This window comes from Paraburkholderia megapolitana (assembly GCF_007556815.1).
Classification (GTDB): Bacteria; Pseudomonadota; Gammaproteobacteria; order Burkholderiales; family Burkholderiaceae; genus Paraburkholderia; species Paraburkholderia megapolitana.
Genome location: NZ_CP041743.1, coordinates 1,388,925 through 1,414,471, shown reverse-complemented (window position 1 = coordinate 1,414,471; position 25,547 = coordinate 1,388,925). Strand labels below are relative to the sequence as shown.

Sequence of the window (25,547 nt, the reverse complement as noted above, 5' to 3'; positions counted from 1 at the left end):
TAACTAATGAGGCATCGCTTTGTTGGCACTACTCCTCTATTGATTTCAAGTCGTTTCCAGCAATGACCGACGGCGCCCTACTCGTCCGTCGAGATTCGAAAACTCTACCTCGCGGTTGCCAACGCTGTAACCTTCAATCGCGTATCCGACGTTGGTCGGATTGATCGGCGCCTGCGTGTACCTGTGAGCGCTCTTGTCGGTAAGTTGCTTTGCTAGTGTCTTTTCTTCGGGATGCAACTAGCGGTTGTAAAGATCAACGTATCGCTTCCGGTTCTGCACGGGGTCTCATTGCGCTTCGACCTCTCCAGACCGAAATCGCCCCAGAGATCGACAGACAAAACGTCAAGACCGGGTATGGATTTGGCCTCGCTGCGAATGCAAGTACGGCGACGCCTGCGTTGATGAGGAAAACGCACATCGCGATCCGCCATACCAGCGTCGTACATCGATAGAGACAACGGGCGAGCAGTACATACCCAACGGCAAAACTGAGGATGTTGATGATCGCGTTGGTCGTGGCCGACACCCGTTGCATCATTGAGCCTTGCGGGGGAACCTCGAAGGATGCTCCTCCGATACCTGTGCCCAGCGCCACTAGCACCTGGAGGAATGCGAATAGATACAGAATTACCTGGGCAACAGCAAACCTGTCCTCGTTCACCACTTTGTCGAGAGTTGTTTCATTCATTTTCGCTTATCCAGTTTTTCGTCTTTCACTTTGTAGCTGTCGCGAGCTTTCTTATAGCTGTTGTCGAATGGCCTAAGACCCAGCGCTTTTGCATAAGACGCGTAACCTCCAACAGCAGAAACTGGGAACCCAAAATTATCAAAGCAACCGCAATGGCTTTAGGCAACGAGCGGAAAACCAAGCCACAGTAAGTCAAAGTGATGCCCAGCACGACAAGACCAGATCGCGCCCAGCCGGAGATATTTCCATCAACAATAAATCTTATCGCCATCTTATTGAGATCCCTTCATCAACTCTTGCACATTCTTGCCTGCCCAGTCCTTTGCCTGCTGAGCTTGGGCACTATTGCCCGGCACGTTGCCGAATTCGTTGATTATTGGAGCCACCAACGGATACTTTCCAGTCATCGCACCAGTTACTTGGCCAATCGCAGTGGACACCGAGTAATCGCCAAAATTGGGTCGAGCTGCCTGCTGGATACCATTTAAGAACCATGAACCTACCAATGACGTAATCGCTAGCTGTCCAACGGGTGTCCCAATAGTGGACATGCTTGTCGCCAACGCCGGTATTGTCGTTACTGCTCGTCGCTATTCAACGACTTTTCAGCTTCTCCTTCCTCTCGCTTCAAAGCGTGTAGTTCTTTGATTAATTTATAAGTAACGGCAACCAAAAATGTCAAATAGACAGGCACTCCAACGAGAACCGGTTTCCAGCTCGCTCCCTGTGTAACAGAGAACGCCAAAGCAACGAGAATCATCCCCAAGATGCCGAGATATCCAATAGCAAAGCGGCGATATATCGACTTACGTTTCATTTCATAATGCATTACTTTTCGCTCCCAGCATTCTTTGATTTTTCAATCGCTGACTGCATGGGGCCAGGTACGATCTGGAACAAATACCCTAAGCTCGTACCGACTGGGCCGGGAATTAAGTTCTGTGCAAAACCACCTGTTAATCCAGTACCAAGGCCAATGCCCGCCGACAAATCCGGGCTACTGCCCGGGCTCGTCATCGCTGTCGTGCCGAACGCTCCGACGCGGCTCGTGCTGTGCCCGTTCCACATCGCATATTGCCGGTTAGCCGTATCCAGCTCCGCCTGCGCCGCAGTCGGCCTATCACTCGCCCTCTTCACAGCTTCAGCAGCCTTATCCGTGAGGTGCTTCCCGACTTCACCCACCACCTGCATCCCGCCCCGACCCACCGCCTGCTGTACAGCGAGGTTGTTCTGCACCTTCTGCGCATCGAACGTGTTCTGCATGGCGCCGTTTGCAATCGACATGTCACGGTTCAGGCCCACCGTGCTGTCATGGTCCGTACCCTCACGCGCTTCGCGGATGACTTGTGTTCGCGACACTAAGAACGACCGATGCTCAACCAAGCAAGAAATGTGTATGCAAATGATATAATCAGCGTCAATTTTACAATTGATTTAATATCACTCCATCTTAACGAATAACTCAAACCATTAAAATAGGAATATAAAATTGCACCTACCCCCCACATCAAAGAACACGCAACCATCCAAATTAAAAATGCAAGTAAAAATACCCTGATAAGACGGAAAATCATTTTCCTCCTTCAGAGGACTGGCCGTGCTCAATAGCATTTTTCAGAGCCTCCTGTACAACACCACCGCCAAACGTCGCACCCATCGTAGCGCTGTTGTTGGGCCTGAAAATGTTGTATCCACTACTTGACCAGACTCCAGGGCCCGTCCAGTTATTCAAATTATTGACAGTTGGCTTCATTATGGAATTGATGCCATCTCCAATGACCTTGCCTGCGCCATAGCCTAAAGCAGACAAAACACCGCTGGAAATGCCTGATCCTATTACACTTTCATTTTTTCCATACAAAATATCATTCAGTGTCGTCGTCGTTATTCCACCGATCGTATTCAGTCCGACATTCCACCATAGCTTACCGTACGAGCCGGCCGTACCTGTCGCAAACGCGCTGACTACATCGACCGGGTTGATCTTGCCATCCTGCGCATACTGCGAGCTCGCATTGATACCCGCGCTGATAATACCGGTCCCCATTGGCGACGCCATGGCACCCGAACCCAACGCACCCTCTGCACCGAGGATCGGTACACCTGGCAACGCAGCTATCGCGGGCCCACCAGCAATCAGCCCAGCACCGGCCGCGGACGCCAATGTGCCTTTCGCATAGGCATCCCGGTACGCCGCCTCACGATTGACTGAGTTCGCGATATCTCCCGCAGTGGGCCGGTTCATGCCCGCACCGTCCGGGTAATAGCCCGCATACACGTCCGCGTTCGCCTTCTGCTCCGGCGTCGCATAGAACATGTAGCCCAGCCCACTATTGCCATCGGCCGGCAACATGCCATGCGCCTGCCCCAGGAACGCATTGGCATTCCGATCCCACGCCCCCGATGATCCGTTCTGCACCTGCCGGTCTGCCTGCGCCGTCAAGGCGCTAACCGCCTGTTCGAGTGTGATGTCTTGCTGCTTCGCGTACGCCGCTGCGTTGTCCCTGATCCACTGACGTTCATCGGGATGAAGCTGCCGATTGTAAAGATCCGCACTCAACGCCCCACCCGCACCACTTATCGCCCCTGACGCACCACCCACTACCCCACCAGCCACCGCACCGGCCGCACCCGTTACAAGATTCGTCAGCAGCGTGCCGCCTAGCGTGTTCCCCGCCATCTGCCCCACAGCCGCACCCGCATAGTCCCCAGCAACCGTCCCGACCACCGCACCCGCCACATTCCCACCACCCAGCGCCGCCGCTGCAGCCGAGACGATCGAATGAGCACCGACCCGGCTGGCGCTGTCCCCGTTCCACATCGCGTATTGCCGGTTAGCCGTATCCAGTTCCGCCTGCGCCTTCGAAATCGCCGCCGCGTCACCGGACGCCTGCGCCGCAGTCAGCCCGTCACTCGCCTTCTTCACAGCCTCAGCGGCCTTATCCGTGAGGTGCTTCCCGACTTCACCCACCACCTGCATCCCGACCTGACCCGCCGCCTGCTGTACCGCCAGATCGTTCTGCACCTTCCGCGCATCGAACGTGTTCTGCACCGCGCCGTTTGCAATCGACATGTCACGGTTCAGGCCCACCGCGCTGTCATGACCCGTACCCGCATCGCCGCGAACGGTGATGCTGCCCGGGTTCACCGTCGCGTAGGTCGTACCGGTCACATCGCTGCCCGTGCCTGCCACCGAGAACCCACCCGGCCCCAGACCATTCGCCGTCACCGGCCCTGGACTCATCGCCCCGGCCTGTGTCACCGGCGTATTCAGATTGATCCCCTTCGACGAACTGTTGCCAACACCACCGCTCGCGCTGAACCCCACCGCACTGCCTGAATGGCTCGCACAGTTCTCGATGTCCGTATAACCGAAGCTCTGCGTAGAGAAGCTGTTCCTATCCCCGCCCGCCGTCGCAGCGATCGCGCCACCATCCAGTTGCGTATGGTTACCGACATTGACCTCATACCCGCCATCGCCCGCAAAAATCCCGCTCTGCCGGTTCACCGATGCGAACGTCGCCCTGATGTTCTGCTGGCTGACATTCACGCTGCCGTTCACCGTCTGACCCAGGCAGAACGGCGGCACGCAGACACTCATCTGGAGTCCAGCGCCTGTCTGCCTGCTCTCGTACGTCGCCGTATCCTGCTGACTCTCGATGTTCAGATCGCGACCGACATCCGACACCACACGGTTTCCCATCGCCTGCGCACCGCGCAGGCTTGTATCCCGGCCGCTCTTCACCGTAAGCGTATCGCCCGCCGACACCACCGTGTCGCGGTTCATCACGCTCTGCCCGCTGACGTTGCCACGCGCCGCGCTTGCGGCCAGCTCCAGCGTAAAGCCGTTCTGCTGGCCACCAAGGTTCGCGCCGATCCCGATACTGCCTCCACTGCTGCTGTTCCAGTTCGACATTTGCGTCGTGTCCTTTGCACTCTGCAGGTTGATGTCGCGTGCCGCGTCCAGCACCACGTTCCTGCCGGAGATGCGCGTGCCGCGCGCGTCGATATCGCCGTCGGTCGCAAAGCCATCGGCATCCTTCGCACCGCTCCCCGTCGCAATCAGGCTGACTTTCCCGCTCGCCGTGAGCGTACTACCAGCGTTCGCTAGCGCGCTGCTGCGTGACTCGCTGCTGGACACCCCACCACCCACACTCGCCGTCGCCTTCACAAGCGGCTGCGCAGTCGACTTACCCGCATCGAATGCCTGCGCCACCTTGGTTGCGTTGTAGGCGGTGAGCGCCGCCTGCGTCTTGTCAAGCGCTCCAAGTCGCACATCGTCGCCGCGCGCCGGATTGCCCGTCGTCTGGTTCACGGCAGACATTGCATTGCCCACTGCTCCGCCCAGCGCGAGGCTGACACCAAACTGACTCGCGTGCTGACTCATGCTGTTCTGCGTCCTGTCTGTGCCCGAATCGAGATGCAGATTCTCACCTTGCAGCTTCAGGTCCTTGCTTGTCATGAGGTCGGAGCCTGTCACCGTAAGATCTTTCTTCGCATCGAGCGTTACGTTTCCGCTCGCGCTTGCGATCTGGCTGCGCATCGTGCCCTGCGTCTGGTTCGCGCTGTCCTGCACGCTATGGCTGTTCGACACGCCAACGCTGAAGCCCGTGGACGTACCGTTGCTGCCGAGATTTCCGATCCGGCGGCTGCTCGATTCCTCGTGGCTCCGGTTCGTCTCCAGTCCCGCGAGCACATTGACTGCGCCCTGGTCGGCTGTGACCCTCACGTCGTGCGTGCCGCTCACGCCCGACCCGATGACGTTCACGTCGCCCGTGCGGCCGCGGATCGTCACGCTGTCGCCGGATACAACGGTTGCGGTCTGGCGCGTTCCCGACAGGTTGCCGTCCGAATTCTCGCGGCTCGCGTTGTATGGAGAGAGGCCGACGCCATCGTTGTTCGCCGTCCCGCTGATCCAGCGCACAACATTCCCGAGACTGGGCGACGACAGGAGCGCGAGGCTCGTGCTCGAGCTACTCGAGTGCGTGTTCTGCTGATACTGATCGGTAGACGCTGCCAGCGTGACACGCCGGTTCGCGTCCAGCAGCGTCTTGCCACCTGCGCTGATCGAAGAACCCACCACCGTGATATCGCCGTCCGTCGCATGCCCTTGCGTGTCCCTCTCCGAGCCACCGGTGGCGATCACGGTAACGTTGCCCGCACCACGGATCGCGCTACCGGCATTCGTCCGGCTCGATCTGTCGGTCACGCTGCTGCTTTCACTGCGACCATAGGTCAGCGCAATCGAAGGGACGTCGAGCATGCTCGCGCCAGCCTCGGTCACGACGCCGTGAGCACGTTGAAACCCGTTACCACTCGACGCGTTGTCGCGCACATTGCGGACCGCATCGAACGGCGTGCCCGTAATGGCAGCCGTGAAGCCGCGCGACTTCGACTCCTGCTGGTCGTGTGCACGGGCGTCGTCCTGGCCCGGATCGATCGTGACCTTCTGGCCGGCAATCCTGATGTTTCCCGTCGCATCCGCCGGATCGTCCGCCGCCTTGCCGGCGATAACGTCGCTGCCGCCGATGTGAACGTTCTCCCCGGCCTTGATCGACACGTTGCCTTGCACACTCCCCACCGCGCTGCGCCGCTGGCTCTGCTGAACGCCGTGATTGTCCGACTGTGCCTTCTGTTGCGTCGAACCGATCGTAAAACCCAACCCGCCCGAACCCATCAGACCCGACCGCTTCCTGTCGTAATACGCGGACGAATCGTTGCGGTCTTCCGCTGCGAGGATATTCACGCGCCGCGCGGCGTCCAGCGAAACATCGCCCGTACCAACGACCGCGCTACCGGTCACGTTGATGTCCTTGCCACTATGGATCGATACGCTGTCGCCCGACACCAGCGAGCCGTTCGCGTTATCGCCCGCATAGCTGCGTGCGCTATCGGTCGACCTGCGTGACAGCGGATTGCGCGACTCGGCGTGGCTTGCCGAGTTACCGTCTGCCCGGGTACGCATCTCCGCGATCGTCACGTCGCCGCTCGCACCGAGACTAACGGCGCCATTTCCCGCGCCGTTTGTTCCCGCCGCAATGCCCGATCCCGTCACCGCCAGGTTTTTCTGCTCGCCAATAGATGCTTCAGGCAGCACCAGCATGCCATCCGATGTCCTTTGCACACCCGCGAGCACCGTCGCGCTCCCGCCCGCCGACAGCCGGCTGCCCACGCCCGTTTCAAGCGTCCGGTTATCGACGCTCCAGTTCTTCCCTGCGGCGGCATTCAGACGAGTCGACGTGCTGTCCTTCGCCGCCTGGATCGTCACATTTCCTGAGCCGGCCACCAGCATGTCGCCACCCGACTTCAGCGTGCTCCCTGTGATGCCGATATCGCCACCGCTCGTCACGCCCAGATTACCGCCTGTCTGCAGCACACTGCCAACCTGCGCCGTATCGATCTGCTGCCGGGTATTGCGTGCATCGGTCTGCGTCGACACGCTCGAACCTGTCGCGACCGTCCCGACGTTGACCGCGTTTCCGGCCATGGCACTCAGGTTCTGCCCGGCCGACACCCGCGCGCCCCGAACGTCGATATCGTTTCCGGCCTGCATCATTAGATTGCTGCCCGCCGTCAACTGACCCAGCGCCGCAATCGATGTGTGGGTCGATGTCCCCGTCGCGAAGTGTGTCGTTTCGGTGCCGGTGATCGACTGGTTGACGATATCGCGGCCGGCGACCAGCGCCAGATTGTCGCCGGAGATCGTGCCACCGAGATTCTGGATGTCGTTCGAGGCCAGCAGTACCGTATCGCGCGTGCCGGCGACCGTTGCGCCCTGATTGAGAATGTCGCGGGCCTTGAGAGCGACCGCGTCGCCAGCGATCAACGCGCCGGTCGGCGACAGGTTCGGGTTGCCCGGCTTCGACAGATACACCTGCGGCACGAGGGCGGTCTGTTCGCTTCCGTCGGGCAACGTGACAGTCTGATTGACGAGCCAGACGATATCGGTTGTCAGGGCCGCCATCTGCGCATCGGTCAACGCGATGCCGGGCGCGAGGCCGAACTGTCTGGCAAATACAGCGCCGTTGGTCATCAGTTGCCGGTATCCGGCTTCGTTGCTCGAGTGGCCTGCGAGATACCGCTTGCCGGTCAGGTTCGTGATCTGGTTCATCACGAGTTGCGATTCGTAGTAACCGTCGCCCAGACGCTTTGCTATTGCGCCAGGATCCAGTCCCAGTTGCGACAGCATGTAGTCACTCGAAATGAAGCTGCTATAGCGTGTGAAGCGTGGATCGGTGACGACCGCATACGGTTGCTCTGGAGCCGTTACGAGCGTGAACAGGCCGCCAGGCGGTAACGCCGGGTTCGGCATGGTAGTGCGTGCGCCGTCGACCGTCCTGATCGCTCCGCCCGGGCCGGTCGACTGTCCACCCGCGAGCGTCGCCGCTGTCAGCCCCAGCACAACCGCACTCGCGCCTGTCGGGCCAGTCGTTGCCGGCACACTCGTATTCACAATGCTGCCGGCATCGATAGTGACAGTCTTATTGCTCGTGATGGTGCCGCCCGCGATACCTGTCGGCAGCGTGATCGAGGGTCTCGTCCATGTGGTCCACTGGGCGGGCGCCGTCGGATCGCTCGCCCACGGGCTGCCGTATCCAGAGCTGTTCTGGAACGAGTAGGTGGTCGACAGCTGCGTCGACGTGTTTCTGATCATGGCGTGACTGCCATCGTCCAGCACCGCCTGATCGTTGACGCGCAGGTCGCCGCCCGCTGCGATCGTCCCATTGTCGTTGTTCAGTTGCGTACCGATCGCCAGATTCATTGCGGCGCCCGAGGTCAGCAGTGCCGCAGCACCGCTCGCCGGTGACAGCGTGGTCTGCGCCACCGTCCGGGTCGCAATCCGTTCGACTTCGACCGGGTAGGAACCCGGGCCGCTGCCACCCCGGCGTTGCTCAGTGTCCTTCTGGATCAGCGTCGTCGGATCGGTGTATTGCGGATAGGTCTCGATGCGCGTACAGGCCGACGTGCAATTGCCGTACTGATTCGAATAGGTGGTCGTCCCCTGCTGGTTGTCCGTCGTCGTCTTCGAGAATTGCGGCCATGCCGTACCGCCCGCGTGATCGGGGTTCGACTGCCCGGTCTGAACACTGTATGCGTACAGCACGACCTGACTTGCGGCCGGCGTCAGACGGGAATCCTTCTGGAACTCGACGCGCGAGCCACCATTGGGTTGTGAATACGTCAGGCCGCTTTGCCGCCACTGGAATGCGGAAACACTGGAAGGCAGGTTTGCCACGACCTTCTGGACGACAAAACCGTCCGGCGTCACGACGGGCGTGATGGACACGATGTCGGCCGGATTCAGGTAGTACGCGTCCCGCATCACGATATTGGCGTTCTGCGGTGTCCACCACGGCAACTCCGACATCGTCGATGTCGAACTCGATGTATCGGTTTGCGTCTGGATATCCTGCCGGACGTTGTTCAACTGGTTCGCCGCGACGTTCAGTTGACCGCCCGCCTCGATCGTCGACGAGAGATTGTTGACGGTGCCGGTCTGGTTGACCAGCTTATCGTTCGCGTCCTTCTGCCCGTCCCTTGCAATGTTGATATCGCCCAGACTGACGATCGTCGCGCCGTGCTGACTGGTGAGCGTTTCCGATGCGTAGAGATTGACCTGGTTCGCACCCGCAATGACCGCCTTCGCACCGTCGTTGACGATGGTGCCGGCGGTATGCGTCAGCGTGCCGCCGATGATCGCACCGGTATTGGTCAGTATGTTGCCGCTCGTCGTGACAGCATTGCCGTCGATACTGCCCGCGTTGTCGATGTCGCCCGGACCTGCATCCAGCGTCGTCATGCCGCTGGAATCGTCCCCTGGGTTGCCCGACGCGAGCATCGCGCCTGCCTGGTTCACGATCCCGTTTGCGTTGATCGTCATGTTGCCGGCCGATGCAAGCCTGCCGGTATTGGTCAGTTGCCCGGTCGTCGAAAACGTCAGATGGCGATTGGCGGTGATCAGGTTCGCAGCGTCGTTCGTATAGTTGCCCTGCAGGCTCACGGTCGTATCGCGGCCACCGGTCAGTCTGCCGTCGCCCATGAGCACACCGGCCGTAACGATAAGGTCCTGTGTACTGGTAATCGCGCCGCCCGGATTCGTCAGGGTCCCCGTCTGAACAGAGACGTTACCTGGGGAACCGGCCAGATTGCCGATCTGGCCGTCGGTGTTATCGAGGCGCGCGGTATCGAGATTGACGTGCGCCGCGTTGACGGTGCCGCCGACGTTGGAGAAGGTCGACGTAGGGCGATGCATGCTCAACGTACCGCCCGCCGTCAGGTTGCCGCCGTCGTTCACGATCTGGTTCGCGTTTCCGAACGTCAGGTTGTCCCCCGCGACGAGTTGCCCCTTCGCGGTGTTCATGATCGACGCGCCGTGCACGGCGACATCGCCGTTCCCGCCCGCCGTACCACCTGTATTGACGAGTTGCGTGCCCGCGTCGATCTGCGTTGTGCCGGTGCCCGCGTTGACGATTCGTCCGGACGTGTTATCGATGCTCGCGCCCGTGACGCTCAACGTACCGTCGTCGCTCAGGCTTTCGAGCTTGCCGCCCTGATTCGAGATCGCACCGGCGGCGGTCGCTTTGAGTTCGTTGCGAGCCTGGATCACACCGTGAGCGTTCGACAATGCCCCTGCGACAAGACCGATCTGCGTCGCAGTGAGCGTGCCGTTGCTGTTGTCGATCGTACTGCCTGTGACAGTGAGCGCCCCGCCGCTTTGCACGGTGCCCTGGCTGTTCGAGAATGCGCCGGTCTGAAGCTGCATCGCACCTTGCGATTCGAGCGTGCCACCGACATTCGATATGCTTCCGGAGGTCGCGTTGACATCTTGCTGACCCGACACCTTGCCGTAGTCATTGACGAGCGCTCCTGCCGCGTTCACCGTGACGCTCCCCTGGGCACTCGTCGTCGCATTCGTGAGATTCACGTCGCCGGTCGTGGAGGTCATCGACAGGTTGCCGCTCGCGGCCGTCGTGCTGCCAGCAAGATTCACCGCGGAGCCTTTTAGCGTCGCGTTACCGCCCGCAAGGTTCCTGCCCGTCGCGCTCAACCGACCCGCTGTTGTGAGCTGCAGCTCCCCGGCTTGCGTGAGCACGCCATCGCTGTCCACGCCCGCGCCGATCGATCCCGTCGAATCCACCGAACCGGCATTCACGCCCACATGGTGTTGCGCGGCGAGCGTGCCGCTGTTTGCCATATCCGCACCGGTGTTCAGCGACACCGACTGCTGGCTATACGTCGTGCCCGTATTCTCGATACCACCTGCCGCCGATACCGCAACGTTGCCGAGCGCACTGATCGTGCCCGCCTGCACGAGCCGGCCTTCGGTCGTCAGCGTCAGGCCCATCGCGTCTGCTACGATCGTGCCGGCGTTGCGAACACCGACACCACCTTCCGTACCGACCAGAAAAATCCGGTTCGCGTACATCCCGCCGAGTTGGCCGATATCAAGCGCAACGGCGGGCACCGCACCTTCGCCCTGAATGCGCGAGGTCGCCAACGTGTCATGGTTGACCTGATTCGCGCCGGTGAGGACGTTCAGGTTATTCGCATAGATCGCGGCATTCGCTTCTACTGCCCGCGCAATGAGATCGACGCGATCGACACCCGACGCATTCAGCCCCGAGCCCACCACCGTGACAAGACCGCGATTGACGTTAAAACCAGCAAGCGAGCCATCTACCCCGTAGAACGGTATCCCGGTCGTCAGCGTCGCGCGACTTGTATTGATGAATCCACCACCGTCCACCACCAGGCCCGACGGATTCGCAATCACCACGTCTGCACGCTGCCCCGCAACTTCAACAAACCCTCGCAGCTGCGACGGGTTATTGCCGTTAACCTGGTTGACGATGATCCTGGCCGCGTCGTTCGCCCCGAAGTTCGGATTCCCGTTGATATAACCCGCCTGCCGGGTCTGCACAATCGTGGGCGAGTTGTTCAGGATCGCGCCGGCCCTCTGCACGTCGAACTGGCTGTAGGTGTTGACCGATACCCCCGCACCCGAGGGACGCGCCACGTCGACCTGGGGCAAGCCGTTCTGTGTCTGGATTACATGCGCGCCGGAACCGGGCGCGGCAACGATCTGGGCCATGGCGATTGCTGGCACACCCAGTAGCAGCATGGCAGCCAGCGCTATCGGGCGCCGTGTCGTCTGCAGTATCGCGGAAACAACCAGCGCACCAGATGCACGGCGACCGCCCGCGGCGTGCGGCGCCAGGCCATTCTCCTGCACCACCATGAGCGCGCCCCGAGCGCGATTGAAGATAACCCGATAGCAGTTCTTGTTCATTATTCACGGCGTGCAATTCACGCGCAGGTTCTGGTCTGCGCGTAAGCGTATCGAAGCCGCGAACGGTATTTGTGAACAATTGCCAACGCGTGAAGTACCGTTAGCAAACGAGCATCAGCAGGGGGATCTATGAATAAGGCTAGAAGTGCGTTTACCGCCATTTTTCAGACAGCAAAGCGGCGCACGACAACTTGCAGAGTGTCGAGCGAGTAAAACAAGCCTCAATGGCGCCCGTCCACCAGATACGCTGCAATACACGCCGCCGTCTCTTCAGCAGACACGCCGGCGTTATCGAGAACAACGTCGCTGAACGCCCTCGACCGATATCCCTGCGCATACATCTCGACGATGCGCTCACGCTCCCCGTGCGTCAGCACGCGCGAGTCCAGATCGAATCCGCCCACTAATCCCGCATCGCATGCGGATCCGAATTCGCGACCACACGGTTCTTGCCATCCCGTTTTGCCTGATACAGCGCAACGTCGGCGGCTTCGATCAGCGAAGTCGTCGCCGCTTCGACTTCGGGCACGACCGTTGCACCGCCGATACTGATCGTCACGTAGTCCCCCGTCGACGATTGCCGGTGCGGCAACTGCAGTGCCTCGATCCCGGCGCGGATCTTCTCGGCAAGCAGTTTCACGCCGCCTGTCGACGTCCCCGGCAACACCACCGCGAACTCTTCGCCACCAAAACGCGCCGCCAGATCGCCGGCACGACCGAGACACCCTTCGACCGTCGCCGCGATCTGCTTGAGCACTTCATCGCCGGCAACGTGCCCATACGTATCGTTGTACAGCTTGAAGTTATCGACATCGATCATCAGCAGCGACAGCTCCGATTGATCGCGCAGACCGCGTCGCCATTCGGCGCTCAGATACTCGTCGAGATAGCGCCGGTTCGACAGTCCGGTCAGACCGTCCGAATGCGTGAGACGCCGCAACTCGAGATTCGCCTCGAGCAGTTGCTGCTGCGACTGCCGCAGCGCGCGATACGCTTCATCGCGTTGCAGCAGGTTCACATACGAGCGCGAGTGATAACGAATACGCGCGACCAGTTCGATGCGGTCGGGCAGTTTCACGAGGTAATCGTTCGCACCGGTAGCAAACGCCGCGCTCTTGATAACCGGTTCTTCCTTGGTCGACAGCACGATGATCGGTACATCGCGTAACGCCGGGTTGGCGCGATACGCCTTCACGAGCGTGAGCCCGTCCGTGCCTGGCATCACCAGATCCTGCAGGATCACCGTGGGCCGCGTCTGCACCGCGGCGTACATCGCCTCGTCGGAGTGGGCGCAGTAATGGAAGTCGATACCGTCCTCGTTCGCCAGCGCGCGACGCACGGCTTCGGCAACGATCGCCTGGTCGTCGACCAGCAGAACCATCGCGGGCACGGCCGACGCCAGCGGTGTCTGTAGCGCGGCATGGACCGCGTCGAGCGTCGGATGTACGCCTTCTTCGGTCGTGATGCGGCCAGCCTGGTCAGGCTCGCCGCTTCGGTCTGTATCCATATTCACCCCTCGCTATGCTCAGATAGTCCTACTCTCTCATTGTGATTTTTTGACCAAGGCCAGCAGTTCGCCCGCTATTTTATCGAGCGGCAGAATCGAGCGCGCCGCACCCAACGCGGCCGCGGCTTTCGGCATGCCGAACACCGCGCTCGTCGCCTCGTCCTGGGCGATCGTGTGGTAACCCTTCGCGCGCATGGCCTTCAACCCGATCGCGCCGTCGCGCCCCATGCCGGTAAGCAGCACGCCAATTGCGTTGGCCTGCCAGTGCTGGACCACGCTGTGAAAGAACACATCCACCGACGGCCGATACGGCGTGTCGGCAGGCTCGCGCGCGTAATCGAGCGTACCGGTGCGCGTGAGGTTCAGATGATCGTTGGTCGCCGCCAGCAGCGCCTCGCCAGGCTGCGGCCGGTCACCCAGTTGGGCGACGCGCACGTGCAGCGGCGTCTGGCCATCGAGCCATTGCGCCATGCCCTCTGCAAACGCCTTGTCGACGTGCTGCACGATCACGAGCCCCGCGCGGAAATCGACCGGCAATTTGCCGAGCACGGTTGCGAGCGCAGTCGGGCCGCCCGCCGATGCGCCGATCGCCACCAGCGTCGAGACCTTACCCGTTGCACGCGGCACGGCAGCCGTCGTGCGCCGCGCCACCGGCTGTTCCAGCAACCGGCCAATCTGGTCGATCTTCTCGAGTAGCTGTTGCGAACTGTCGGCCAGCGTATGGTCGGCGAGTGTCGGCGTGTCGACCGCATCGAGTGCGCCCGCGCCCATCGCTTCATAGACCCGCCACGCGTTCGCGCCGACGCTGCTCGTGACGACGAGGATCGCGCACGGCGTGCGCGACGCCATGATGCGCCGTGTGGCCTCGACACCGTCGAACCCCGGCATCACGAGATCCATCAGCACGATGTCGGGGGGCTGCGCCGCGCAGAAATCGACGGCATGGGCACCGTCGGGCGCGACCCAGAGCACGCGGTGCTCGGGGCGTAATGCGATCGCGCGGCGTATCGCTTCGACCGCGAGCGGTAAGTCGTTGACGATCCCGATGTTCATGAACGGGCTTCTCCGATCAGATCGCGCACTGCATCAAGCAGCGCCTCGTCGTGAAAACTGCCTTTCGCGAGATAGTAATCGGCGCCCGCATCGAGCCCGCGACGACGATCCTCCTCACGATCCTTGTACGACACGATCATCACCGGCAGCGACTTGAGCGCCGCATCGCGCCGGATCAACGTCACGAGTTCGATGCCGTCGATGCGCGGCATATCGATATCGGTCACCACCAGATCGAACTCCGCATTGCGCAACGCGTTCCAGCCATCCATGCCGTCCACCGCGACCGTCACCAGATAACCGCGCTTTTCCAGCAGCTTGCGCTCAAGTTCGCGCACCGTCAGCGAATCCTCGACCACCAGCACGTGCTTGCGTGTCTCGACTGTCGCGCCTTGCGCGCGCCGCACCTTGTCGAGCTGGCCGCCGCGCACGAGCTTGTCCACCGAGCGAAGCAGGTCTTCGACATCGACGATCAGCACCGCTTCGCCGTTTTCCATCAGTGCGCCCGCGGCAATGTCCTTGACCTTGCCGAGCCTGCTATCGAGCGGTTGCACCACGAGCATGCGTTCGCCGAGAAAGCGATCGACGGCGATGCCGCACAGTTCGCGTTCGTCGCCGATCACGACCACCGCGACGCCGGCACGCGCGTCATCCGACACGGGCGTACCAAGCAACTGATGCGCGGTGACGAGACCAATCGGCTTACCTTCGAACGCAAAGTGTTGCTGCCCTTCGAGCATATCGATGTCGTTGCGCGTGAGTTCGAGCGTGCGCCGCACATGCGCAAGCGGAAACGCATACGCTTCGCCGCCAACCTCGACCAGCAGGCTGCGTATCACCGACAACGTCAGCGGCAATTGCAGCACGAAGCGCGCGCCGCGCCCGGGTTCGTTGTGGATACGCACCGTGCCGCGCACGGCCTTGACCATCTCGTGGACGGCATCGAGACCGACGCCGCGACCCGACACGTCGGTGACGCGCTCGCGCATCGAGAAACCGGGCAGCAGCAGGAATTCGAGCAACTCATGATCGGTCAGGCGCGCGGCCGTGTCGTCGTCGGCGAGACGACGGCGCACGACCGCCGCCCGCACACTGTCCAGATCAATGCCGGCGCCGTCGTCGCTGACGGAAATCAGCAGCTTGCCCGCACTATGCCGCGCTTCGAGCGTCACGGTCGCCTCGGCGGGCTTGCCGTGCGCCGTGCGCGCATCGGGTGTTTCGATACCGTGATCGAGCGCGTTGCGCAACAGATGTCCGAGCGGCGCGTCGAGCATGTCGAGAATGTCGCGGTCGACCTGGGTCGATTCGCCGACCACCGAGAAACGCACACGCTTGCCAAGCGAACGCGCAAGATCGCGCACGATACGCGGATACGCATGCGCCGCATCGCCGAACGGTCGCATCCGCGATTGCAGCGCTTCGTCGTAGAGCTGCTGCGCGAGATGGGTGCTGCGGCGATCGAACCGGTCGAGTTCGTCGATGCGTGCGCCAAGCACCTGTTGCATGTTGCCGAGCGTTTCGCGTACCCGGTTCAGCGCGGCAAGCGCATCGGTATCGAGACGCTCCGCGAGCGTCTCGTAGAACGCATCGAGCGAACGAGCGGCGTCGCGTTGCGTGCGCTTCACGCGCAGCATCGATTCGGCGAACGGTTTGAGCCAGCGCGCTTCGACCAGCGATTCGCCCGACAGACTCAGCAACCGGTCGAGGCTGTCCGCGCGCACGCGCAGCATGCGATGCGGATCGCGGGTCGGATTGATGTGCGCGAGGGGTACCTCGACGGCAGTTGGCGCGCTCTGGTCGCTAGCGTCCCTGTGGTCCGCGCGGGCGGGCGGCGGCTGCACCGCTAACGATGCGACAGGCTGCTGCGAGGTCAGGCGCGCGTCCGGCTGTGCAGCCGCATGCGCATTGAGCAGCGCAAGCGCGGTGCGCAGCGTGGCATCGTCGTCGGCACTCGATGCATCGCCGGGTTCGCTGAAACTGACGCCGACCGGTGCGGCCGGTTGGGCGCCGAACGTCGCGAGACCCGCCACCCATGCGTCCACTTCGCTGCGCAGGACCGGCACTGCGGGGTTCGCTTCGCCGATACGCAGCAGCATGTCGGCGCCGCGCAGCAGCTCGTCGATATGTTGTGCGGTAAGCACCAGCTCTCCATGCTGCGCAGCGACGAAGCATTCCTCCATCATGTTCGCGACATCGACGCCGTCCGGCAAGCCGACGATACGCGCCGCGCCCTTCAACGAATGTGCGGCGCGCATACAGGCTTCGAGCGCGCCAGCATCGGTCGGTGCATGTTCGAGCAGCAGCAACCCGTCGGAAAGCACGCGCGTCTGCACCTGCGCCTCTTCGCGGAACAGTTCGAGCAACGACAGGCGGCCCGGATCGTCGGTGCTGCTCATCGCAGGTTCCTCGCAAGCGAGTCGAAAACGCGTGCCGTATCGAGCAGACCGATCGTCGTATCGCGCCACGCGAGCACGCCGCGTGCGTGCGATGCGGTTGCATGCGCAAACGTTGTCGGAACCGGCATCACCGTGGACGTCGCAAAGCGCACGATGCCTTCCACTTCATCGACGGGGAATGCGGCCGGTTCGCCACGATGCGTCGCGACCAGCATGCGCGCATAGACAGTGCGACTGGCGTGCCGCGCCGGGCCGTTACGATCGAGATTCAGCAGCTCGCCAAGCGATGCGGCAACCGTGAGCGCACCGCGAATGTTGACAAGACCGAGTACCACACGGTTGCGTCGATGCGGCAACGAATGGATCGGCCGCGGCTCGTCGACCTGGCGCAACGCGGCGGCCGGCAGCGCGAGCCATTCGTCCGCGACGCGAAACACGAGTGCGGCTTCGAGCGACGCGCGATCGACGTCGGCGAGATCGTGAGCGGCGAGCGCACGGGCGGCGTGTTCTCGCGAAGCCGACGATGCAGCCTGCGCGGACGGATACGACGCGTGCGGCAGGCCAGGTGAGTTGTCGAGCGGGCGATCGAGCAGCAATGCCGCGCCGCGCTCGAAGACCGGGCAGTTCAGGCAGCGCGCGTACTCGACAAGACGCGGGCACGAGCCATCGCCGCGCGAGCCGATGCGGTTCCAGCAATCGTCGACGGGTACCGTTGTCTGCCCGTTGTCGGTGGCGACGTGAATCATGCGTTCCTCACGATGGGTCCGCGCGGCCCGATCCGCGCGTCGACATCCGCGCCATCGCGCGCTGGGCGCGCAGCGTCATCTGCTGCGCACCGGCTGCGTCGCCGCTCACGTCGAGCAGCACGGCAAGATGCGTCAGCGCTTCGTAGTGAGCAGGCGCGAGATAGAGCGCCTTGCGATAGAAATCGACGGCCTGGGTGCGCTCGCCGCGCGCATCGGCGATCAGGCCGAGCAGATAGAACGCCTCCGCTTCAGGCCGATGACCTTCGATGAACGTGCGCACCAGACGCTCGGCGTCGTCGAGCAGACCCGCATCGGCGAGCCGATGGGCTTCGGCAAGCCCAGACGAAGCAGATACGGCGGATGCAGATGCAACCGGCGCAGAGGTCTTAGTCGCGGCACGGCGCGCAGCAATCTCCGACGGACGCGATGCGGCAAAGGGCGGCGGCGTAGAGCGTGCGGGGGCCTGCTTCAACGTCGTTGTCCGTGCAATGGGCGCGACCGGCAGGACCGCACCGCCATCCACAGGAACAGCCGCAGACAACGCAAGCCACTGGTCCGCTCGCGTAGCACCGCCGAACAGGTTTTTCTCATCGGCTGGCAGGCGCTGAAACGCAAACGCAAGCGGAATGCGCGCGGACGTCAACGCATGCCGCATCATCAGTCCGGTTTCGGCGGGGCCGACAAAGATCGTCCCGCCGTCCGCGAGCTGCGCATCGAGCAGACGGATCGCACGGTCCTGCGCGTCGCGGTAAAAGTAGATCAGCACGTTGCGGCAAAAAATGAAATCGTAGCGAATATCGGCCTGCTGCGAAGGCCCAAACAGATTGCCTTGCGTGAATCGCACGGTCCTCTGCACACGCTCGTGCAACTGCCAGCCTTCCGCGGTTTCGTTGAAGTGGCGGGCACGAAATTCGAGCGCGTGCCCGCGAAACGAATTGCGCCCATACACCGCGCGCTGTGCGCGTTCGATTGCCTGGCCACTGATATCGACTGCATCGACGGTAAAGCGCGTCGGGTCGATGCCGGCATCGAGCAACGCCATCGCCGCCGAATACGGTTCCTCGCCGCTCGAACACGGCGCGCTCAATACGCGCAGCACACGCGTCGGCGCACTGGCGAGCCGCTCATGCGCGAGCCGTGCGAGCGCGGCAAACGCCTCGCGCTCGCGGAAAAACCAGGTCTCCGGCACCACCAGCGACTCGACGAGCGCCTGGCGCTCTTCGGGCGAGATGTTCAGCAGGACCCAGTACGCGTCGAGTGCGACGTCTTCGGGTAGCTCGTCGTGCTGGGTCGCGCGCACGCGTTCGAGCACCGCGCGACCGAACGCGTTGACACCGAGCGACGACGCATCGATGCCCGTCTCCGACGAGAGCCAGTTGACGAAGCGTGGATCGGCGAAAGTCATGGGCGTCATCACGTGCGGGCGGCCACTGCTACCGCGGACGCGGCCGGAAACAGCAGCGCGCGGGTTTCATCGTCGAGCATCTGTTCGACATCGACCCATTGCACAAGCCCTTCGGCATCGCTTGCAACGGGGCCGAGCCAGCGCGCATGTGGCGTTGCGACACCGCTGTCGGCGAAGCGTTCACGCTCGATGCGTTGCGTACGCGTCGCACGCTCGAGGATCAGGCCGAGCAGATGTTCGGTCTCGTCGGGATGCGGCGATACGCCGCTGCGATAGCGCACCAGCACGAGACGCGTGGAGCGCAGCGCACGCGCCGCACGGCCAAGCGCCAGCCGCGACACGTCGATTACCGGCACCGGCGCGCCGCCGTGCTCGATCACACCTGCAATCCATGCAGGCGTGCCGGGAAGCGCCCGCGCCTGCGTATAGGCGAGCACCTGAACGATCGCTGCCGCATCGAGTGCGTAGCGCTCGCCGTCGAGTTCGAACTGGAGAAAGAGCATCGCGATTGCCTGCGCGGTCCGGTGCGGGTGTCAGCCCTTGAGTCAGGCCTCGAGTCAGGCCTCGATCTTGAAACGCGACACGCCGGTACGCAGCTGATTCGCGACCAGCGTCAGATCGTCGATGGCCTGCGAAGACTGGCGCAACGACTCGGCCGTCTGCTGCGCGGCCTCCGACAGTTGCGACAGCGCCTGGGTAATCTGCTCGGCGCCGCTTGCCTGAGTCTGCATGCCTTCGTTGACCATCTGGAAGCGCGGCGCGAGTGTCTGCACCTCGGTGATGATCTGCGACAACTGGCCGCCCACCTGATGCACATCGCGCATGCCGCGCCGCACCTCTTCGGAGAACTTGTCCATGCCCATTACCCCGGCCGATACCGCCGACTGGATGTCCTTGACGGTCTGCTCGATGTCGTATGTCGCCACCGCGGTCTGATCGGCGAGCCGGCGAATTTCGGTCGCCACGACCGCGAAGCCGCGACCGTATTCGCCGGCTTTCTCGGCTTCGATTGCCGCGTTCAGCGACAGCAGGTTGGTCTGGTCCGCGACCTTGGTGATCGTCGCGACGACCTGGTTGATGTTGATCGCCTTCTCGTTGAGGATCGCCAGCTTCGCGTTGACGGAGCCGGCCGCTTCCATCACGCTGCGCATCGTTTCTTCCATCCTGGACAGACCGGTATGACCTTCGCCCGCGAGCGACGCCGACTGCTCCGCGACATTCGACACTTCGTTCATCGTGCGCAGCAGATCGCGCGAGGTCGCGAAAATCTCGCGCGAGGTCGCGCCGATTTCAGTGGTGGTCGCGGCGGTTTCGCTTGCGGTCGCCTGCTGTTCCTTCGACGTCGCCGCAATCTCCGCCACCGAGGTCGTCACCTGCAACGACGACTTCTGCGCCTGCGAAACAAGGCTCGCCAGTTCTTCGGACATACGGTTAAAGCCGTCCTCCAGGCGACCGAACTCGTCGTCGCGCCGCAAATCGAGCCGTTGCGTCAGGTCGCCGGTGCGCATGCGGTCATGTACTTTCACGAGTTGCGCCATCGGCACCGTGACCGCCTTGAGTAACGCGTAGCCGGTGGCGAGCGAAATCAGCAGGATGATGCCGAGCGCCGTGGCGAGCGTGATCTGCGTGCCGGTCACCGAGCTGCGGATCAGTTGCGCCGATTCGTCGGCGCGTGTGCTGTTTTGCTTGACCAGCACATTCGCCGTGCGGATCACTTCGTTCCATACCGGTGTGAGTTTCACGAACGCGGCCTGGGCTGCCGGTTTCGATGTCTGAGCAATACGCACCGCGTCGTTGAGCAGCGGCACGTACTGGTCGTAGGCGCTGCGAAACGCGCGGAACTGCTCGCGGTCCTGTTCGTCGTAGATGGTCGCCTGATAGTCGGCGCTCAACTGGTCGAAGTTTCGCAGGGCATCGGGTACGCCGTCGATGTCGCGTTTCGCATCGTCCGCAGTAGCGTCGACGAACGCCGCCCGTTCGAGCATCGTGTAGCTCACGTTCGCCGCCGCGCGCAGCGACGTCGACAGATAGAGCCCGGGTACCGAGTCGCGGCCGATGCTGTGCGCCTCTTCGTCGATCGCCCGCAGGCGGTTGTAGGAAATTGCCGCCATCACGAGCAACAGCACGAACAACGCGCCGAAACTCAGCACGATGCGGTTGCCGAGCGACAACCGGCCGCCGCCGAGCATGACAGGCAGATTCTTGTTGCTTCCGATGGATGTCGTGCTGGCCATGTTCCGGATAACTCTCAAAGACCGTGGGGTGAATTAAGCAACGCCCGGGAAGTATTTCTCTAACTATCGAGGGCGTCAGTGCGGAGGATACACCGCGCAGGCAACGGCTAATACGGGGAAAAACCTCGGGAATGCCTTGCATCTCGTCTTGCGTCTCGCTACCCGATCGATCCGCCGGCAAACCTGCACTACCTGACGTGCCGTGAAAACACGCGCGTGATGCTCAACCCGCCCCGCGCGCCCGGTTGCGCCGATACCACCAGCCGATGCCCGCGATACCGAGCAGCACCACCACAACCGGTACGTACAGATGCCGATGCACCCAGTAGCGCATCGTGCGCCAGGCCTGCACATACGGAAAGCGGCTCGCTGCGCGGAAATCGGGCGCCGGACAGTCGCGGCCGAAATGCGCGGCGAATGGCACGACCGCGCCGTCCTTCACGTAGCGCTGGTAAATCGCATTCGCGCGGTCATCGTCGTCCCGCACGAACGCCGCGCCGTGGCATAGCACCGCAGCGAACGCCTGGGACCGCGGCGGCAGCAGGTTCGCGGCGTTGAGGGCTTCGTCGGCGGCAACCGAGCGGTAGTGAAACCGCGTGTCGGGTTTTGCTTCGCTCGATGCATAGCGTTGGCGTTCACCATCGGTCACGAACGGGCCGGGCAGGTCGGCGGCGGCGCGCTGCGCTGGGGTGTCGAGGGGCGGTGCGGCAGCTCCGGAAGCCGAATCGGCCGCCGGCAGCCAGGCGCTGCGACGTCCGGCGCCGCCGCTGTAGGTGCCTTCGAACGTCGCAAAGTCTGGCTCCTGCTCGTAACCCATGATCTCCATGCCGTGTGTGCGTGCTAGCGTGGCGGCCGTGAACCACGCTTCTGCGCGCGTCGTACTGCGCCATGCGTGCTGCGCATCGCGCAGCGCGGCACCATAGGCCGCTGCCCAGGTGCGCGCCCGCCATGGGGTCACGATAAACGTGTCGTTGCGGTAGTCGATATCGAAGAAGCGCGGATCGTTGTCCGCCGGAAAGTACGGTAACGCATCGTCGATCCGGCCGTCGCGCACGAGGCGCCGTGCCAGCAGCGTACGCAGCATGTCGCCCGGTGTCCGCAAATGCTGCGCGAGCCACTGGTCGTAGTACTGGTCATGCGTGAGGTTGATGGGACCAGTCGTTGCGGACGCCGCCGGTGTATTGGCTGCTACATGCACATCGACCCATGTCTTCAGTTCGTCGGTGGTCAGCACGCGCTCGGCCACGTAAGCCGCATCTTCCGCATAACCGATCGCACTGCCGTCCAGGCCGACGCTCCAATCGGGCAGGTCGGTGCCCTGCTGCTTGCGCAGCGTTGCCGCATAGAGCTGGTCCAATGCATCCACATACTGTCCGCGTGCAAGCGTTAGCACGCCCTGCTCGCCCTTGACGAGCGCCGCACGATCGCTATCGAGACTCGCATCGTTCGGCGGGAACGCTTTCGATGCCTGCGCATAAGCTTGCGCGGCCGCCGCCAGATCGCCGTTGCGCAGCGCGAGCTTCGCGCGCACCCAACTGGCGAGCGCGCTGTCGTCGTGTGCGATCAGCGTTTGCGCGAAGTCGTAGCGCCCAAGCCGGTAGGCGAGCGCCGCAAGCCGATCCGCGCCCACGGGCCGTTCGATACCCTGCTTCTGGATCGCTACGACGAGTGCGGAGAGCACGGGGTTGGCCCGCACGCCCTTGTCGCCGCGGGCCGCATCCGCGTAGCCCCGACGCCCGTCGATGGAGAACATCGCGAAGGAGTCGGTCGTGCTCGCCGGATCGTCTTTCACGACATCGCCGAGACGCGCGAGGCCGTAGGCGACCAGCAGCCGCTGCGTCAGTGGATCGTCGATTAACCGGGTCGCGCGCGCCGGACTACTAAGCGCCCATCCGGCGATCTCGATCAGCGACACCTGCCCGCTCATGGAGCCGCGTGCAGCCTGTTCGGCGTACAACGCGATCGCGCGGTTCAGGTCCGCCGGCGCGAGGCCGTCGGCACAGGCTGTCCGGTTGTCGAAATCGGAGTCGTCGCATCGTGTCTCGCTGGAGTACAGATACAGGCGCGCCTCTTCGCCGTAGCTCGCGACGGCTAGTCCCCATGGGTCGCGTGCGCCGTCGCGGGCCCGGGAGCGGGCCAGCGCGAAGGACTGCACCGCTGCTGCCCGTTCGGCGGCGGTGTCGTTGCCTGCACCGGTCGACGCGTCGGCGTGCATCTTGCCGAGCATGTAGGCGGCCCAGACTACGCGCAGGTCGCCGCTCGCGTGCGGTAGGTCGAGTACGGCCTGAAAACGCTGCTGCGCGCGGACGGCGGCTGCAGCGGCGTCGGTTTCCGCGCGCTTCTGGGCAGCGCGGCAACTGGCTGGACGTTTTGTCAAAGAACGTGCCGACGCCGCGACGGCATGCGACGCGGCGCTTGCGGAATGATTGCCGGCGCTTGCTGTACTCGCTGCATTTTCGGCATTTGTCGTGCCTGCTGTGTTTGTTGCGCTCGCTGCATTTGCCGCGCTCGCTGCGCTTGCTGCATCCAGATCGCACGACGGCACCGCCGCATTCGACGCCTTGTAATCGACCGCAGCAGCGGTGTACAGACGCACCGCATCCGGCACGCCATCACCGAGCGCGAATGCCGCATCGCCGTTGTTAAGCGCGCGCATCACCTGCACGGTCTTCATCTGATCCGCGGTGAGAATCGTCTTGTCGGGCGCATCGGGCGAACTGTCGTTACCGGAAGCCGGCTCCACAGCCTTCAATGCGTCGTTCACCGAAACCAGATGCGATGCCTCGTAGGCAAACGAATTAGCCGGCGTGCTTCTTAGCGTGCCGGCGCGATGATCGAGCAGTTGCAGCGGGAAATCCGGGCCGCAGGCCAACACAGCTGCGGTGCCCGCGACGACAGCAGCAATCGCCGCAACCAGGACCAGGCCGGTGGGTTTACGGTTCGACACGTGAAGTCACCGTGGGTTGAGTACAGCGAATCCAGCCGATGGTGCGCTGGCGACCCGCACGCAGCAGACCGTCCTGCGTGCGACGTAACACGAGATTCTGGGCATCGCGATCGAGCGAGTAGCCGTTGATGCCGTCAGCGGCGACGCAGGTCCTGTCGAGGCGAATACGCGACGGCAGCGATGCATCGGCGGTGCCGTCGTTGACCAGCACGAGGTCCGCCGCCGCCGAACCGGCCGCGACGCGCGTACGCACCGACAACGCGGCTCGCAATGGCGCATGCGTGAGCACCGCGCGCCACGTGACGAGGCTCCATGCGCGTTCGTCATCGTCGGTGGGCAGGCGGAACCACACGATACCGGCGAGACCCGCCGGCCGGTCGCGCCCGATGCGCGCAGCGAACGCACCGATCTCGTCGGGCTTTGCCACGAGTTCATGCGCAAGATCGTCGGACTGCAATGTAGGGCGCTCGCTCTCGATACCCGTTACGCGTCCGTCCGGCCCCCACGTGACGCGCGTGCCATAGGTCGGCAGCGCAACGCGCCACGGATGATGCGTGCGCCGGGCAAACGCATGCATCCAGGTCTGCGCACGAGCTTCGTCGAAGAGCCCTCGTACCGGGTTCATCACGGCATGCACCTGCAGCACGGCTTCGTCGCTCGTCGCGAGCAGGTCGTCCAGCGCCGGACTATCCATCCAGGTGGGTAACGCGGTAATCGACAGACGCGTGGGGGGCGACATAGTCGCAAGCCGCTCGCGCAACGCGCCAAGAAACCGTCGATAACCCGCAAGACGCGCGGTCGCGCAGTCGTAGTCGATTTCGATGCCCGCGACTGCGATGCCCTCGCGCTGCCACGTGCCGAGCAGCGTCGCGATGTGCGCGATCGACGCCGCGTCGTCGAGATCGCCTAGGGCTCCGTCGAAACGCACGACGGCCACCACCGGCACATGCGCCGCAGCAAGCACACTCGCATCGGGTGTCATATCGACCCAGCGGCCGCGCGCGTCGAGTTCCGCGGCCAGCACATGCCAGCTTGCGACGAGGCCGCGACTCTCATCGATCGCCGCGGCAACCGTCGGGGTCCACGTGCGTTGCCAGACGTATGCGTCGTTGGGCAACGCGGGCAGCGGTTTGCCGCAACCCGCGATGCAGATCAGCATCATGATCGCGAGCACACGTCTCGCGAGGCGGGCTGCGGGCGCTGCGGGTGCTGCCGGGGCGGCGGGTCTCGACGGGTCGAGCGGCGGCATGCGCTGTCCTGTTGTGCTGGGTCGTTCCGATG

The 25,547-nt window shown here is 63.0% G+C and carries 15 protein-coding genes; all 15 read right to left on the bottom strand.

From position 1 onward, the window contains the following. Positions 1–253: 253 nt before the first annotated feature. On the bottom strand, positions 254–688 hold the full coding sequence (locus tag FNZ07_RS05985; RefSeq protein ID WP_091012459.1) for a hypothetical protein: 435 nt from the start codon (positions 686–688) through the stop codon (positions 254–256). Positions 689–960: 272 nt separating this feature from the next. After that, positions 961–1,239, bottom strand: coding sequence for a hypothetical protein (locus FNZ07_RS05980; RefSeq protein WP_143098078.1), 279 nt, complete (start codon positions 1,237–1,239; stop codon positions 961–963). Positions 1,240–1,265: 26 nt separating this feature from the next. Then, entirely contained in the window at positions 1,266–1,505 is a 240-nt protein-coding gene (locus FNZ07_RS05975; protein ID WP_245811489.1) for a hypothetical protein, read from the bottom strand. Between the two features lie 11 nt (positions 1,506–1,516). Beyond that, a complete protein-coding gene (locus tag FNZ07_RS05970; protein WP_091012454.1) occupies positions 1,517–1,972 on the bottom strand; it encodes a hypothetical protein in 456 nt (151 codons plus the stop codon). 286 nt (positions 1,973–2,258) lie between these two features. Then, the gene (locus FNZ07_RS05965; protein ID WP_091012452.1) at positions 2,259–11,978 is read right to left on the bottom strand and encodes a hemagglutinin repeat-containing protein; all 9,720 of its coding nucleotides are present in this window, start codon (positions 11,976–11,978) and stop codon (positions 2,259–2,261) included. Between the two features lie 221 nt (positions 11,979–12,199). Further along, entirely contained in the window at positions 12,200–12,355 is a 156-nt protein-coding gene (locus tag FNZ07_RS33560; protein ID WP_170275673.1) for a hypothetical protein, read from the bottom strand. Between the two features lie 26 nt (positions 12,356–12,381). Continuing rightward, a complete protein-coding gene (locus FNZ07_RS05960) occupies positions 12,382–13,485 on the bottom strand; it encodes a response regulator (protein WP_091012447.1) in 1,104 nt (367 codons plus the stop codon). Between the two features lie 36 nt (positions 13,486–13,521). Then, a complete protein-coding gene (gene cheB, locus FNZ07_RS05955) occupies positions 13,522–14,538 on the bottom strand; it encodes a chemotaxis response regulator protein-glutamate methylesterase (protein ID WP_091012445.1) in 1,017 nt (338 codons plus the stop codon). Next, positions 14,535–16,934, bottom strand: a complete 2,400-nt coding sequence (locus tag FNZ07_RS05950) for a hybrid sensor histidine kinase/response regulator (RefSeq protein WP_091012443.1) — start codon at positions 16,932–16,934, stop codon at positions 14,535–14,537. The genes cheB and FNZ07_RS05950 overlap by 4 nt, the downstream gene beginning before the upstream one ends. Then, positions 16,931–17,680, bottom strand: coding sequence for a chemotaxis protein CheW (locus FNZ07_RS05945; protein ID WP_091012441.1), 750 nt, complete (start codon positions 17,678–17,680; stop codon positions 16,931–16,933). The genes FNZ07_RS05950 and FNZ07_RS05945 overlap by 4 nt, the downstream gene beginning before the upstream one ends. A 7-nt stretch (positions 17,681–17,687) precedes the next feature. After that, a complete protein-coding gene (locus FNZ07_RS05940; protein WP_091012879.1) occupies positions 17,688–19,085 on the bottom strand; it encodes a CheR family methyltransferase in 1,398 nt (465 codons plus the stop codon). A gap of 8 nt (positions 19,086–19,093) precedes the next feature. Further along, positions 19,094–19,588, bottom strand: coding sequence for a chemotaxis protein CheW (locus FNZ07_RS05935; protein WP_091012438.1), 495 nt, complete (start codon positions 19,586–19,588; stop codon positions 19,094–19,096). Positions 19,589–19,642: 54 nt separating this feature from the next. After that, positions 19,643–21,319 carry a methyl-accepting chemotaxis protein gene (locus tag FNZ07_RS05930; RefSeq protein ID WP_091012435.1) on the bottom strand — a complete coding sequence of 559 codons (1,677 nt, stop codon included), beginning with the start codon at positions 21,317–21,319 and terminating at the stop codon, positions 19,643–19,645. Between the two features lie 223 nt (positions 21,320–21,542). After that, complete coding sequence (locus FNZ07_RS05925; RefSeq protein WP_091012432.1) at positions 21,543–24,266, bottom strand: hypothetical protein; 2,724 nt, start codon at positions 24,264–24,266, stop codon at positions 21,543–21,545. Further along, on the bottom strand, positions 24,253–25,515 hold the full coding sequence (locus FNZ07_RS05920) for a DUF3142 domain-containing protein (protein WP_245811488.1): 1,263 nt from the start codon (positions 25,513–25,515) through the stop codon (positions 24,253–24,255). Before FNZ07_RS05920 ends, FNZ07_RS05925 begins: the two co-directional genes overlap by 14 nt. Positions 25,516–25,547: the final 32 nt, after the last annotated feature.

Coding starts and splice junctions, on each gene's coding strand:
- FNZ07_RS05985 (WP_091012459.1), bottom strand. CDS start 688: ATGAATGAAACAACTCTCGACAAAGTGGTGAACGAGGACAGGTTTGCT.
- FNZ07_RS05980 (WP_143098078.1), bottom strand. CDS start 1,239: ATGTCCACTATTGGGACACCCGTTGGACAGCTAGCGATTACGTCATTG.
- FNZ07_RS05975 (WP_245811489.1), bottom strand. CDS start 1,505: ATGAAACGTAAGTCGATATATCGCCGCTTTGCTATTGGATATCTCGGC.
- FNZ07_RS05970 (WP_091012454.1), bottom strand. CDS start 1,972: ATGTCGATTGCAAACGGCGCCATGCAGAACACGTTCGATGCGCAGAAG.
- FNZ07_RS05965 (WP_091012452.1), bottom strand. CDS start 11,978: ATGAACAAGAACTGCTATCGGGTTATCTTCAATCGCGCTCGGGGCGCG.
- FNZ07_RS05960 (WP_091012447.1), bottom strand. CDS start 13,485: ATGGATACAGACCGAAGCGGCGAGCCTGACCAGGCTGGCCGCATCACG.
- cheB (WP_091012445.1), bottom strand. CDS start 14,538: ATGAACATCGGGATCGTCAACGACTTACCGCTCGCGGTCGAAGCGATA.
- FNZ07_RS05950 (WP_091012443.1), bottom strand. CDS start 16,934: ATGAGCAGCACCGACGATCCGGGCCGCCTGTCGTTGCTCGAACTGTTC.
- FNZ07_RS05945 (WP_091012441.1), bottom strand. CDS start 17,680: ATGATTCACGTCGCCACCGACAACGGGCAGACAACGGTACCCGTCGAC.
- FNZ07_RS05940 (WP_091012879.1), bottom strand. CDS start 19,085: ATGACTTTCGCCGATCCACGCTTCGTCAACTGGCTCTCGTCGGAGACG.
- FNZ07_RS05935 (WP_091012438.1), bottom strand. CDS start 19,588: ATGCTCTTTCTCCAGTTCGAACTCGACGGCGAGCGCTACGCACTCGAT.
- FNZ07_RS05930 (WP_091012435.1), bottom strand. CDS start 21,319: ATGGCCAGCACGACATCCATCGGAAGCAACAAGAATCTGCCTGTCATG.
- FNZ07_RS05920 (WP_245811488.1), bottom strand. CDS start 25,515: ATGCCGCCGCTCGACCCGTCGAGACCCGCCGCCCCGGCAGCACCCGCA.